The 13,545-nt window shown below is 64.1% G+C and carries 11 protein-coding genes; 3 read left to right on the top strand and 8 right to left on the bottom strand.

Going from position 1 to position 13,545, the window contains the following annotated elements:
* Positions 1-97: 97 nt before the first annotated feature.
* Positions 98-2,101: an MSCRAMM family protein gene (locus D3654_RS02120; RefSeq protein WP_120519885.1), complete on the bottom strand. Its 2,004-nt coding sequence runs from the start codon at positions 2,099-2,101 to the stop codon at positions 98-100.
* A gap of 169 nt (positions 2,102-2,270) precedes the next feature.
* Positions 2,271-3,260 (bottom strand): LLM class flavin-dependent oxidoreductase, encoded by a 990-nt coding sequence (locus D3654_RS02115; protein WP_120519901.1) that lies wholly within the window; start codon positions 3,258-3,260, stop codon positions 2,271-2,273.
* 191 nt (positions 3,261-3,451) lie between these two features.
* Here D3654_RS02115 and D3654_RS02110 point away from each other — a divergent pair, with 191 nt between their 5' ends.
* Together D3654_RS02110 and D3654_RS02105 are read left to right on the top strand one after the other, a co-directional pair.
* Positions 3,452-3,874, top strand: a complete 423-nt coding sequence (locus D3654_RS02110; protein WP_120519884.1) for a hypothetical protein — start codon at positions 3,452-3,454, stop codon at positions 3,872-3,874.
* A 289-nt stretch (positions 3,875-4,163) separates the two neighbouring features.
* Positions 4,164-4,664 carry a hypothetical protein gene (locus D3654_RS02105; RefSeq protein ID WP_120519883.1) on the top strand — a complete coding sequence of 167 codons (501 nt, stop codon included), beginning with the start codon at positions 4,164-4,166 and terminating at the stop codon, positions 4,662-4,664.
* Between the two features lie 93 nt (positions 4,665-4,757).
* On the opposite strand, the gene D3654_RS02100 is transcribed toward D3654_RS02105, so the two are convergent.
* Positions 4,758-5,045, bottom strand: a complete 288-nt coding sequence (locus D3654_RS02100) for a hypothetical protein (protein ID WP_120519882.1) — start codon at positions 5,043-5,045, stop codon at positions 4,758-4,760.
* An 84-nt stretch (positions 5,046-5,129) separates the two neighbouring features.
* Positions 5,130-7,316: a PxKF domain-containing protein gene (locus D3654_RS02095; protein WP_120519881.1), complete on the bottom strand. Its 2,187-nt coding sequence runs from the start codon at positions 7,314-7,316 to the stop codon at positions 5,130-5,132.
* A gap of 408 nt (positions 7,317-7,724) precedes the next feature.
* On the opposite strand from D3654_RS02095, the gene D3654_RS02090 reads away from it, so the two are divergent.
* Complete coding sequence (locus D3654_RS02090) at positions 7,725-8,723, top strand: ABC transporter substrate-binding protein (RefSeq protein WP_120519880.1); 999 nt, start codon at positions 7,725-7,727, stop codon at positions 8,721-8,723.
* A 151-nt stretch (positions 8,724-8,874) separates the two neighbouring features.
* Here the strand turns inward: D3654_RS02090 and D3654_RS02085 are convergent, their stop codons facing one another.
* The 4 genes from D3654_RS02085 to D3654_RS02070 all read right to left on the bottom strand — a co-directional run bounded on the left by D3654_RS02085 (position 8,875) and on the right by D3654_RS02070 (position 13,491).
* Positions 8,875-10,149 (bottom strand): MFS transporter, encoded by a 1,275-nt coding sequence (locus D3654_RS02085; RefSeq protein ID WP_120519879.1) that lies wholly within the window; start codon positions 10,147-10,149, stop codon positions 8,875-8,877.
* Positions 10,150-10,444: 295 nt separating this feature from the next.
* Positions 10,445-11,188, bottom strand: coding sequence for an SDR family NAD(P)-dependent oxidoreductase (locus D3654_RS02080; RefSeq protein ID WP_120519878.1), 744 nt, complete (start codon positions 11,186-11,188; stop codon positions 10,445-10,447).
* Between the two features lie 24 nt (positions 11,189-11,212).
* On the bottom strand, positions 11,213-11,983 hold the full coding sequence (locus D3654_RS02075; RefSeq protein WP_205571705.1) for an SDR family oxidoreductase: 771 nt from the start codon (positions 11,981-11,983) through the stop codon (positions 11,213-11,215).
* Positions 11,984-12,006: 23 nt separating this feature from the next.
* Complete coding sequence (locus D3654_RS02070; protein ID WP_120519876.1) at positions 12,007-13,491, bottom strand: APC family permease; 1,485 nt, start codon at positions 13,489-13,491, stop codon at positions 12,007-12,009.
* Between the last annotated feature and the right edge of the window lie 54 nt (positions 13,492-13,545).

Below are 13,545 nucleotides of genomic sequence, written 5' to 3'. Positions count from 1 at the left end.
CCCGGTGTTGCCGGGGCGTAACGGCTGCGCGAGCCGCGGGAGGGACGGCTGAGGGCCCGGGAACCATGCGGTTCCCGGGCCCTCAGACTGTTAGCGGTTAGCGGCGGGCCCGGAACCGGGCGGTCAGGAAGATCGCGACGCCGGCAGCGCCGAGCACTCCAAGGGCCAGGCCCAGCGGGGCGAGGTTCGCCGGCGCGCTGGCTTCGGCGAGGTCACCTGCGGCGGCCGGCGTGCCCGTTGTGGCCGGGCTACCGGTGTCCGCCGCCTCGCCCGTCGGGGCCGGGTCGCCAACCTTGGCCTCGTCACCAGCCTTAACCGGAGCAGCGCCGGTGGCGGAGGCCCGCTGCACGCCGGCGGTGTTCGCGGCGGCCTGCGGGGTGGTTGCCGTTCCTGCAGGCTCCACGGTGGTAGCCGCAGCGGCAACTTCGGCAGGTTCCTGGGACGGTTCCGCGTCCGCAGGTTTCTGCGCCGACGTGGCGGAACCCGCCGGCTTCCGCGGCGGCACGGTATCAGTGGGCTTCCGCGGCGGGGCAGGCTTCTTCACGACGTCGCTGTCGATGCCGGTCACTGTCTGGCCGGCCTCGACGGTCACCGTGGCCGCGCTGGCGAGGGTCTTACCGCCGTACCAGGAGGTCATGCTGCCGTCGTCCGTGGACGCCCGGAATTCGACCGTGTAGGAACCGGCGGGCAGACCAAGGACCTCGTAACTGCCATCCTCGGCCGGGAGGGCATCGCCCGCCTCGTTGCCGGCTTCGTTCAGGACCCTGACAGTCGTCCGGTCAGGAGGGAACGGGGACTTGACCTGCCCCGCAATCACGGCTTCCGGAACCGCCGTGAAATTGATCCCCGAGGTTGTCTGTCCTTCGGTCACGTTCAGGACAGTGGTGGTGCGGATGTCGCCGCCGTACCATTCATTGGCGTAGCCGCCGATCTCCCCGAAAAGCCGTACCTTCACCTGACCGGTGGGCAGGCCGCTCACGGTGTAGCTGCCGTCCGGGTTAACCATGGTGTAGCCGAGGGGCGGGCCATATCGCGGGTGATTGGAAAGCGGATAGACCTGCACCATCAGGGGTGCTTCCCCGTCGTAGCCTGCCACGGTGCCGCTGAGGCTCGCCGCGGCTGGCAAAGTGAAGTCGATACCTGTGACTGCGGCACTGGCGGCGACCTCGATCGGGGTAGCCGTGGCCTGATCCGTGCCGCCGTACCAAACAGGATCGCTACCGATCGGGCTCGGGTGAATGGACACCTTGTAGAGCCCAGCGGCAAGGCTGGACAGCGTATAGGTGCCGTCGGCTGCGGCGTTCGTTTCAGTTATCGGCATGCCGGACAGGTCTCTGACCTCCACCAAGGTTCCTTCGACTCCGCCGCCGCCGAGCCGGACCACGGTTCCGGAGATGCTGCCCGCACCGGGGTCGACGGTGATCGTGACATCCTCGCCGGTAATCGCGGATCCCTCGGCCACCACAATGGCCGGTGCGGTCTCCGGGCTCAGGCTGTTGCCGTTCCACACCGATGCTGCGCTGCCCATGAAGTTGAGTTTGTAGGAACCCGGTGCAAGGTTTTCCAGGATGTACTGGCCGTCCGGGTCGGTCGCCGTCGCCGTAACGGGGAAATCATAGGAACCGTCCAGGAAGGCAGAAACCACTACCTGTTCCGGATCCGCGCCCGCGGCGAAGCTCACCGTGCCGGCAATGGACCCCGCCAGCGCAAGGGTGGCGTCCGCGCCCGTCACCGACTGGCCCTCGGCCAGTTCGATCCACGGCGCGGTCTCTTCGGTGGACGCGCCGCCGTTCCACACGACCGTGGTTGCCGGGTGGGCGAACACGATCTTGTACCGCCCCGGCCAAATTTCCGCGAAGGTGTAGGCGCCGGTGGCGTCGGGCGTAATTTCCGCATCCGGCATGGTGTAGCCCTCGGGCGTCTCCGCCAGGAGCAAGACCACCGCCTGGGTGACGTCCGCCCCCGCGGGGACGGTCACGGTGCCGGAGATGCTGGCCGTGCCCGCGGCGTGGGCCGGCGCAACGCCGGCGAAAACCATGCCGGTCAGCAGGGTCAATAAGAGAACAAGGCGCAGCCGCGCCTTGGAGATGGCGCGCGCCATGTAGCCCCCAATTATTCACGAAAAGATGCGAAGGATCGGCGCCGTAGCGCCGAGTGATGAGGAGAACTCTATGGCCCCGCCGAACCGCGACTCAAGCCGGGCCGCGTAAAAGTCCGGCGGTATGCTTTGCGGCCTGAAAAATCACCGGCGGCGCCCCGCCAGTCATGACTTAAGCCCGCACCAGTCCCACGGCCTGCGCGGTGAGTTCCACGGAGCGCAGGCGGCTCTCGGTGCCGGTGCTTTGGTGGGCCACGATGAGCTCGTCCGCGTCGGCGTGCTTGGCGAATTCGTCGAGGTAGTCGCGCACCACCTCCGGGGTCCCGATGGCGGAGTACTTCATCATCTGGGCCACGTGCTGGCCCTGGGCGGAGTCGAGAATCATGTCCGCCTCATCGTCGGTGAACACCCGGCCGTTGCCGAAGAAGGTGGAGATGCGGGCCCGCTTCACGTCCAAGTGCAGCTGCTGCGCCTCCGCCACCGAATCCGCGGCCACCACGTTCACGCCGGCGATCACGTACGGTTCCGCGAGCTGGCCGGAGGGCTGGAACTCACGGCGATAAAGGGCGACGGCGTCCTGCAGCGCGGCGGGCGCGAAATGGGACGCGAAGGCGTACGGAAGTCCGAGCTGGGCGGCAAGCCGCGCGCCGAACAGGGAGGAACCCAAGAGATAGAGCGGCACGTTCGTGCCGCGTCCCGGCGTCGCTTCCACACCTTGGATCCGGCTGGGACCGCTCAAGTAGCCCTGCAGTTCCAGCACGTCCTGCGGGAAGGTGTCTGCCGCCGTCGGATCCCGCCGCAGGGCACGCATGGTGTTCTGGTCGCTGCCGGGGGCGCGGCCGAGGCCGAGGTCGATCCGCCCTGGATGCAGGGTTTCGAGGGTGCCGAACTGCTCGGCGATGGTGAGCGGCGAGTGGTTGGGAAGCATGATCCCGCCGGCGCCCAGCCGGATGCTTTCGGTGTGGGCGGCGACGTGCGCGATCAGCACGCTCGTGGCGGAGGAGGCGATGGAGCTCATGTTGTGGTGCTCGGCGTACCAGATCCGCCGGTAGCCAAGCCGCTCGGCGAGCTGCGCCATGGCGACACTGCCCGCGAAGCTCTCCGCCGCCGTCTGGCCTTTGCCGATGATTGCCAGGTCGAGGATGGAGAGGGGAACAGTCACGTCGGTGCCGGCCTTTCGATTGCGTTCAGGCGGCCGCGTATCCGGCCGCATTTGGGACAACGACGGCGGGTGGCCGGTAAATTCCTCACCTCAAGGGTGTGGCGGGTCACCTGCTTTCTTCCCACCGGCTCGTGGGGCCTTGAACGGCCCACCTCGGCGGTGCATCCTGAATCCGACAGAGGAGAGCAACCATGGACCCTCATGACAGCCGCGGCGAAGGAATTGCCGGCGTCCTGGCCGCGCTTGCGTTCATAGATAACGTCGGCTTCCACGGCATCGCCACCAACCTCACCGGCCCGGCGCCGAAGATCGACCGCAACTGGGCCGCGCTGATCGGCAACGCGCGCATCGCCGTCGCTGCTACGCACTGGCCCGAAGGGCTCAACCCGCAGGTCCAGGCGTTCCTCACGGTTGCCGAGAAACTCGTTTCGGCCCTCGAACTACGGGATACCGACGCGACCAAGGGCCCGGCGGGTGAACTGCACATCAGCTACCACGCCCTCAGCGACGCCGGATGGCAGCATCTGGCCGAGGCCGCCGGCATCGCGGCCGGAGCCCATGATGCGGAAGGCCACGCGCACGGCGCCGAGGGGCACGCGCACCATCATCATTAGGACGTTTCCGTAGCCGCCTTCGATTGCTGCGCCAGGCTCTGGACAAGCCCCGCGTGGGCGGCCACTATTTACCGTGAAGGCCGGTCGGCAGGGAATGGGGAGCTCCGCCGTCGGGATCTTCGAGGCCGTTGAGCGTCCTCATGGAGGACGGCATGATCATGTCGCCGCAGCGCGTCCACGTGCTGCAATCAGGGCTCGTCCCGATCGATACGCGGTGGTCGGTCTCCTCCGTCAGCCCTTGATGGTGCGCTGCAGTCAACGAATTCCTTCGCACCCTCCAGGAACAGTCATGAAGAAAGTTTTGCGCGCCCTCACGTCGGTGGCCCTGCTCGCCGGCCTGACCCTGTTCGCTCCACAGGCGGCCAACGCCGAGGACATCTTTGGTCCCTTCCCGGCATGCCCGAACTTCGACGTTTCCCTTTCCTTCACGGGCGGAAACCAAGGGCTGCGCGTGACCCGCCTCCATGACGGCGTGTTTTATACCGTCACCGCCGGAAGCGGCACGATCATCACGTTCTATGCCGTCGACCGCCAAACCGGAGCCCTTCTCCGGTCCGTGACGGTGGATACGAAGGCCTCGGTCACCAAGACGGCAGAGATCGGTGATGTCACGAAATACTCCATCAAGGGGTACGGGACTCTCCTGCTCTTCCCCACGGATGCCGACGGTCCCTCGACCACTGTCTACAACGGCAACGTCACCTTCACCCTGAAGACGGCCACAGGTGACCAGGTGGGCCCCGTCGTGAGCAGCGGACGCCAGTTCGACATCTGCGCGGCGCTGTCATGACGGTGGTGGGCTAAGGCCGGTTTCGCCAGGCTTGGGTCCCGCGGGAGTACCGGTTGCTCCCGCCGGGGCCGGGCGGGCGCACGCTTAGCGGGGTTAGGCCCAACCCCGGTGCTCCCCCACAGCCCCGGCGAGCGCGGCGGCCAGCATTTGCTTCTTTCCGGGCCCAATATCCACGCCCCAATCGCGGGCGATGGCGCCCACCGTCCAGGCGACCACCTCCTCCAGGGACAGCCCCCTGACCAGCAGGGACATCGCCCGGTCCGCTTCGGCGTCGTACTCATCCTCCGGAAACCAGTCACCGCCCGTCCCGAGCCCGACAACGTCGCTTTCAAGGAAGGCGCGCCGGACGGCCCGCCGCACCTGCTCGTGTTCCTGTTTCAAGTTGTGATCCTTTCCGTCAGTACGCACACGCAGACCACACGAAGGCCCGGGGTCACACCCCAGGCCTTCGTGCGAGCAGTTCGACTACTTCATCTTGAAGTTCGCGAAGATGCTGGAGCCGTCGGTCGTCTTCATGGTCAACCGGTAGCACGATCCCGGGGTGGCCGGAGTCTTCCAGTTGTAGATGAACTGGCCGCTCACCGAGTCGTACCGGAGGGAGGTGTTCCCCGTGGCCGTGAGCTCGATGTCGTCCACCGTGGTCAGGGTGCACGTGATCTTGGTGGCGCTCATCGTCACGATGTTGGTGTCGGTCAGTTCCGTGCTGCCGGCGAAGACTTCAAACTTCGCCGGGACGGTGCTGCCGCCCTTGACAGTGTTCAGCACGCCGTTCATGTCCACCGGCTGGTAGAAGCCCTTGAGCGTCCAGGCCATCACGGTGTAGCTGTGCTGGGTGGTGGAGGTGCGGCCGGCGTTGTCCGTGGCCGTCGCGGTCAGGGTGTGGGTACCCACCAGGGTGGAGTAGCCGGTGACCACGCAGCCTGCCGGGCCGGAGACGTCGTCCGAGGCCGTGCAGCTCGGGGCCGCCGCCACGGATCCGAAGTAGGCGTTGCCCACCACCGAGTCAAAAGCGGCGGTCGGGTTCGTCTTGTCGATCTTAAAGCTCCAACTGTCCGCGCCAGCCGCCGTGGTGTTGCCGGCTTCGTCGGAGAACGCCGGGCTGGAAACCGCGACGGCGGATCCCTCACCGGAGGAGGTGGCCGTCTGGGTGGCCGACGCCGGGCCGGACGTCGCGTCCGTTCCCGTGAAGGTCGCGGTCACATCGGAGGTGTACCAGCCGTTGGCGCCCAGGGTGCCGGTTGCACCGGTGTACGACACCGACGGTGCCGTCTTGTCGACCTTGAAGCTGTGGCTCGCAGCACCGGCTGCCGTCACGTTGCCGGCGTTGTCCTCGAACGCCGGGCTTTCCACCACGACGGCGGATCCCTCACCGCTGCTGGCAGCGGTCTGGGTGGCCGACGCCGGACCGGACGTTACGTCCGTTCCCGTGAAGGTGGCGGTGACGTCCGAGGTGTACCAGCCGTTGTTGCCTTCGGTGCCGGCGGCGCTGGTGTATTCGACGCCCGGTGCCGTCTTGTCGATCTTGAAGCTGTGGCTGGCCGCGCCTGCCGCCGTTTCGTTTCCGGCGTTGTCGGAGAACGCCGGGCTCTGGACGACGACGTCGGATCCCTCACCGGAGGAGGTGGCGGTCTGCGTCGCGGAGGCCGGGCCCGACGTCGCGTCAGTTCCCGTGAAGGTGGCGGTGACGTCGGAGGTGTACCAGCCGTTGTTGCCTTCGGTGCCGCTGGCGCTCGTGTAGGAGACGCCGGGGGCGGTGCCATCCTTCTTGATGGACACCGTTACGGGGCCTGCGCTGCCGCCGCTGCTGCTGGCGCTGCAGCTGTAGTCCGCAGATGCCTGGTCGGCGCTGATGAGCTGGTCCACGCAGCCGGTCTTGGCCAGGGTGCTGGGCGAATCGCCTTCGGTGACCGTCCAGTCCAGGTACACCTCGCTGCGGTACCAGCCGTTGAGTCCGTCAGGCGCCACTGGGCTGAGCGTGTAGCTGACTTCCGGGGCGGTGGCGTCAACGATGTTGTAGGTGACGGAACTGGAAGCGTGCAGGCCGCCGTCGTCCGTGTAGTCGCAGCTCGCCGTCTGGCTTCCGACGCCGGTGGCAGCGTCCGGTCCGGTGACAGCTCCCAGCGTGGCCGGGAAGGTGCTGGGACCGTCCTCGGTGTCCGTCACGTTGCAGACTGCTGCGGGTACCGCGCCCTTGGAGTAGGACGAGCCGGCCGAGACGCCGGTGACGCCCAGGGTGGGTGCGGTGTTGGTGGGCGCGGGAGGGGTGACATTGACCTGGAAGGTGGCCGGGGCGAGGTTGAAGGTTCCGCCCGTGTTGTTGCTGGTGACGCCCGCGGTCACGGTGGTGGACCCGGCGCTCAGGGGTGTCACAGTGACCTGCCTGGTGGTGCCGCAAGACGTGAAGGTGACGCTGGACGGGCTGACCGTGGCCACCGAAGGCTGGCTCGAGGTGAGGCTGAGCGTCAGCGCCGTCCCACCGGTGAGGTTGCAGCCGTTCTTGCCGTCGCCATTGGCGGTCTGCACCGCGAGTACGGTGACGCCATTGGCTCCGCCGGCGTTCAAGGGCATGACTTCGGCAACCGAATCAACGCTGCCGTCGAGGTTGTTGTAGATGTTGTCGGCCCGTGCGATCCCGGCCGCGCCCAGGAGCAACGCCCCCGTGGCCAGCGCCGCCGCAGTTCTCCGAGCTGTTCTTCGTAAGTTTCCCGGGCTTCCGGGCGCGTTTTGACAGGCTGCTACTGGTGCCATTTTGGTGCCTCCCCAGACTTCTTGCAGCCCCCGCGGCCGCAGCGTGGTCCAACCGTAGGGCCGGGGTCATATGGCCCACACGCGTAATCGCCACCCGTCTTTCGCCGCCGGGTACTTGTCTTTTGCTGGGTTTATTTCGCCGCACTACTTGGTTGTCCTTCTGGCGGACCCTGAATATGACCCTCGCGGACCCGCGATTAAGCCCGGTTTCTTCCCGTATCCAAGCGTTTCAAATGGCTTTGACCGGCCCGTTTTCGCTGCCGGATAGTTGCAGCCACAAGCATCCCGTTCAGCAGAAATCAGAGGTACTCCATGGTTATTTCAGCCTTCACCAAGGGCACGGCGCTGGCCCTCGCGGCAGCGGCGACACTCGGGCTCGCGGCCTGCTCCGACCCGGGCGCAACCGCCGCGCAGGGCTCACAGGGGGCGGCAGCGCCGTCGTCGTCCGCTGCGAGCATCGGCGGTAAGACCTTCAACCTCAGCCCCGAGCAGGACCGCTTCCCGGTCTCAACGGATGCCGCGGCCGCGGCGCTGGTTCCGGAGGCCGTCAAGGCGGACGGCAAGCTGACGGTGGTCAGCACCGGAGGCACCGCTCCGCTCAGCCTGTTCGCCACGGACAACAAGACGCTGATCGGCAACGAGGTGGACCTGGCGTACGCGATCGGCGAGACCCTGGGCCTCAAGGTCGAGGTGCTGCCGGTGGCGTGGGCGGACTGGCCGCTGGGCATCGAATCGTCCAAGTACGAGGCCGTGCTCTCCAACGTCACCGTCACCGAGGCGCGCAAGGAAAAGTTCGACTTCGCCACCTACCGCACCGACCTCCTGGGCTTCTACGCGAAGAGCGACTCTCCGATTGGCTCCGTGAAGGAGGCGAAGGACGTGGCGGGCAAGCGGGTGATCGTGGGCTCGGGCACCAACCAGGAAGCGATCCTGGTGCGCTGGGACGAGGAGAACAAGAAGAACGGCCTGAAGCCGGTTGAGTTCCAGTATTACGACGACGACTCCGCCTCGTCGCTGGCGATCCAGTCCGGCCGCGCGGACCTGACCTTCGGGCCGAACGCGGGGGCCGCGTACAAGGCTGCGAAGGACGGCAAGACCAAGCAGGTGGGCACCGTCAACGGTGGCTGGCCGCTGAACGCCGACATCGCGTTTACGACGAAGAAGGGGAATGGGTTGGCGGTTGCGGCGCAGGCTGCTCTTAACGTGCTTATTAAGAACGGGACGTACGGGAAGATCCTGGACCGCTGGGGCCTGGGTTCGGAGGCTATTGCGAAGTCTGAGTTGAATCCGCCGGGGTTGCCTAAGAAGTAGGTTTGCTTGATGGTTTGGTGGCGCGGCCCCGGCAACGCGGGATTTTCCCACGTTGCCGGGGCAACTCCGCGTCGCCCGGACCCGGAGACGACACGGCGGTATGTGCCCCGTCGACGACGACCTCGGTGCCGCACACTGGTGTGGCCGAGAGTCAGTGTCCCGTCTCAAGAAGAACCGGACGTTCAGAATGACGTTTGGCTGTGACCATCCTCCAGGAAATCAGGACCGCAGACGCAATGAACACGGCTGCTCCGAGGGTTGCAAGCGCAAAATTGTCACTGCCGGTGACATCGCGGAGAACACCGTAACTGTACGGGCTTACAAATCCGGCGATGTTGCCTACGGAGTTGATAAAGGCGATCCCGCTGGCTGCGGCCGCTCCAGTCAGGTAATGGGTAGGCAGCGACCAAAACATAGCCGTGGCCGGCAAGACGCACATCACCGCGACCGTTATAGCAATCAGCGCGACAAGTGGCTGACCAAGCGCGGCCGTGATCACAGCGAATGCTCCTGTGGCGATGATCAACGGGACCGCGATATGGGAAACCTGGGAATCGCGCCGGGCAAAACGCAAAGCCATCAGCAGGAGCACCGTTGCCGCACAGGCGTAGGGAACAGCAGTGAGAAGACTCACCTGCACACCCGAAAGTCCCGGTCCAATTGACTTCACCAGCTGGGGAAGCCAAAAAGCAAGGGGATAGTTTCCAAACTGGATGAGGAAGAATACAAGCGCCAGAAGCAGCACGCGCCTATCGCGCAATCCCGCCCAAGTTCCGTGGTTCGTGCGCCCCGCCGCGCGCTCCTGGTTCTCAGCCTCGAGGGTTTGGACCAGCCAGGACCGCTCATCCTCCGCCAACCAACGAGCCTTTTGTGGCGAATCAGTTAGGAGGAAAAACGAGAGAACACCGAGGAGCATTGCCAAAATACCTCCAACAAAGAAGATCCACCGCCATCCGGAAAAACCCATGAATCCATCGAAGTGATACAGAATCTGGCCGTTCAGCAGGCTTCCCGAAGCGAGCGCGATTGAGACAGAAAGCATGAAAATGGACAGCATGCGAGCCCGGATGGCATTGGGGAACCAGTATGTAAGGTAAAGGATAATTCCGGGAAAGAATCCAGCCTCGGCGACACCCAGGAGAAAACGGAGAATATAAACCCACTCAACCCCGGTGGAGAATCCGATCAGGACGGTAATAATCCCCCAACTAATCATGATCCTGGCAATCCAGAGACGCGCTCCTACCCGATGGAGCAGCACATTGCTCGGTACCTCAAAAAGAACATACCCGAGAAAGAAAATCCCGACGGCGAATCCGAACGCACTGGCGTTCATGCCGAATTCCTTATTTAGGCCCTGGCTGGCGAAGGAGATGCTCGTCCGATCGAGGTAGCCGACAATGTACCCCAGCATCAGAATCGGCATTAGCCTCGTGAATACCTTCCGCTGAGTTCGGGATGCCAGGTCAGGCAAACGTTCTTTTATCAGTGAAACCACAAATCTCCCTTTCTAAATCGTCTGCTTGCACACTGGCCATCACAGCATGGAAGAGACCCGGGAAATCTGTTTCAATTTGGCACACGGTCCCCTAGCGACTCGGCGCGCATGGCTTCGAACAGGCTGGCGGTCGCTGCTTGTCTTTCAACAGCGGCGACTGACGAATGACTCGGGATGCGCCGAGGCAAGTCATTGCCTCGGCGCATCCGTCCCAGGGCACGTTCTACGCGGCGGTGTATACCCCGTCGACTACAACCTCACTGCCGCTCATGTAGGACGCCTCATCTGAGGCGAGGAACAGCACAACGGAGGCGATCTCCTCAGGGCGGGCCCACCGTCCGAACGGGAAGCTCTCCGGCGGCAACGCAGTCCCAGGTTCAGAGCTGCCGAGCAACATCGGGGTCTCTGTCTCACCCGGGCACACAGCGTTGACGCGGATGCCGTCCGCCGCCAATTCGAGTGCCGCCGCCTTCGTCATTCCCCGCACGGCCCACTTCGAAGCTACATAGGCAAAGTTGTCTTCGAAAGCCACGATGCCGGACGTGGAACAGATGTTGATGATGGAGCCCCCGCCTGCGTACCGCATCGCCGGAATGACAGTCTGCATTCCGAGGAAAGGTCCGACCTGGTTCACATCGATGACGGCGCGATAGTCCTGTTCACTGACACTCTCAACTCGGGTCGATCGAAAGATTCCGGCGTTGTTGACGAGAACATTCGGCGCTCCGTACGTGATCTCGCATGCACGGACAACGTCGGCCCAATCAGACGCTGAGGTGACGCTCCGCTGAGGGAGGAAGCGGAACCGGTCTGCGCCAAGCTCATCCATCAGCGCAGCCCCCTCCCCGGCAGCAATGTCAAAGCCCACTACTTGTGCTCCCTCCCCCACGAGTGCGCGCACGTGTTCCAAGCCCATGCCGCTTCCGGCACCGCTCACGATCGCGATCTTGCCCTTGACTCGATCCATTATTCGACCTTTCTGTCTGGAGGATTACTGCGCGGTGTAGGCGCCGTCGATGACAAGCTCGCCGCCACTCATGTAGGACGATTCATCCGAGGCGAGGAAGACGACGGCGGCACTGATCTCCTCCGGCTGCGCCCATCGCTTGAAGGGCAGGTCGTCGGTGGGTGGCAACGCACCTGAAGGAGTGTCGGCGATCGCGCGAATCATCGGAGTATCCGTGTCTCCCGGGCAGATCGCGTTTACCCGGATGCCGTCCTTGGCCAACTCCAGTGCCGCGGCCTTCGTCATACCCCGCACGGCCCATTTCGATGCAACGTAGGGGAACAAGTCGGCAAAGGCCACCAGCGCAGCAGTCGAGGCGATGTTGATGACCGAACCACCAGCTTCGCGCAGGGATGGAACAAGCGCGCGCATTCCCAGGAAAGTACCGACCTGGTTGATATCAATCACCCGGCGGTACTCGTCCTCGGAAACCTTTTCCAGTGATTGCAGAGGCGAGATCCCGGCGTTGTTGATCAGCACGTTCGGAATGCCGAAGCGCTTTCGTCCCGCGGCCACTACCCGATCCCAGTCCTCGGCTTTCCGGACGTCTCCGCGGAGGAAGATCAGCTTGTCTTCGCCCAACTCGTCAACGAGGTGAGGCCCGGCACCCTCGTTAAGGTCGAATGAGATGACCCGGGCCCCTTCGCGAATCAAGCGGCGTGTATGGCTGACGCCCATGCCGCTTGCTCCGCCGCTGAGAACTGCGATCTTGCCGGCGAGACGATCTGTCATGTTGTTTTCCTTCTGAGTTGTCATGTGTGTGGCTCCTGGCGGAGTGACTATTGGCGCCCGATTTTTTCGTAGACGGCGGGCCTCGACTTCCTCAGCCAGCGCGCGTACGCAATGCCGCCCACCCAGACCACCGGGATGAAGAGCGTGAACGACAACGAAGCCATGAACCCGGCGCCGATGAGTGCATCAACGTTGAAGAAGCTGAGAACCAGCACTATCGCCAGGCTTGCCAGCGCGAGCGTGGGCGCGGCGGTGGTCTTCCAGGTGCCACGGCCGGGCACTTTGTGGTGTCTGAAATACGCGAGCACTGCGACGGAAACCAGTACCAGGAGAGCCACGACGACGATCGCGCCGAGACCATTGAGCCGGATGTAGACGGTGAACGCGTCCGTGCCTGCTGAATCAAAGGCCGTGGCCGCAGCGATGATGACTACAGCCGCAACTTCGAGGGCGCTGACGATGAGTGAAGCAACAAATGGTGAACGATGCCTGGCATGCGCATCCCCGAGAATGCGTGGCAGCACCCCGTCCTTGCCGAGCGAGTAGGCGTACCGTGCGACGGCATTGTGCTGGGCCAGCAGGCATGCAAACGTCGAGGAGATCACAAGGGCATTGATGATGCCCGGCACAACGTTTCCGATGTATGCGGCGGCAAGGTCGCCGAACATGGAAGCCACGGCGCCTCCGGCCCGGGCATCGGCGACGCCCTGTGAGCCGAGTGCGGTCAGCATGGCCCAAGCCGCCACAAGGTAGAAGAGACCGATCAGGACAACCGCAACATAGGTAGCCCTGGGAATGGTCTTGTTGGGGTCTTTGGCCTCCTCACGATAGATGGCCGAGGATTCGAACCCTCCGAAGCACAGCATCGCGAACAACAGGACCAAGCCGAAGTTTCCGGTGCTCGCTCCCTCCCAGGACAGGGCGTTCAGCGGCGGTCCGTCCGGGCCGCCGTCGAAGAAGACCCTGAGGTTGAAGACGACAACGAGCACTACTTCGAGGATCAGGGCTACGCCGAGGGTCTTGGCTGAGAACTCGATCTTGCGGTACGCAGCCACTCCGGCGAGTAACGCTCCGACAATCCCATAGAGATACCAAGGCAGATCCGGTCCATGGAACGTATCAACAACGAGTTGCCGGCCATACACTCCGAACGCAGCCCACGTGGACAAGAGGAGCACAAGATATCCCGACATAGCCAGGAAGGCTCCGCCGAGCCCCACATTCTTGCCGAGTCCAGCGGTTATGTAGGCATAGAAAGCTCCAGGGCGTTCAACGTATCTCGTGACGGCGGTGTACCCCACGGAGAACAGGAGCAATATGACTGTCGAAACGGCAAGGGCAGCGATAATGCCGTTGCCTCCGAAGGCAATCATCGACGGCATAAGGCCGACGACGACCAGTAATGGGGCCGCCCAGGCGACTACGGAGAAGAGGATGCTTCCTACACCAAGTTGACCGCGAAGCTCGGTTGGCGATTCGGTGCTTTGTGGGGGTGCCGACTCATCGCGTTCGGCACTTATGTGTTGGCTCATTTCGGTTCCCTATCGAATTACGTCTGGGTAATTGGGTAGGTCGAGATTTCCTGC

Source organism: Arthrobacter celericrescens (assembly GCF_003614925.1).
GTDB lineage: Bacteria > Actinomycetota > Actinomycetes > Actinomycetales > Micrococcaceae > Arthrobacter > Arthrobacter celericrescens.
The sequence above is the reverse complement of the archived record's forward strand: the minus strand, read 5'-3'. Positions and strand labels throughout refer to the sequence as shown.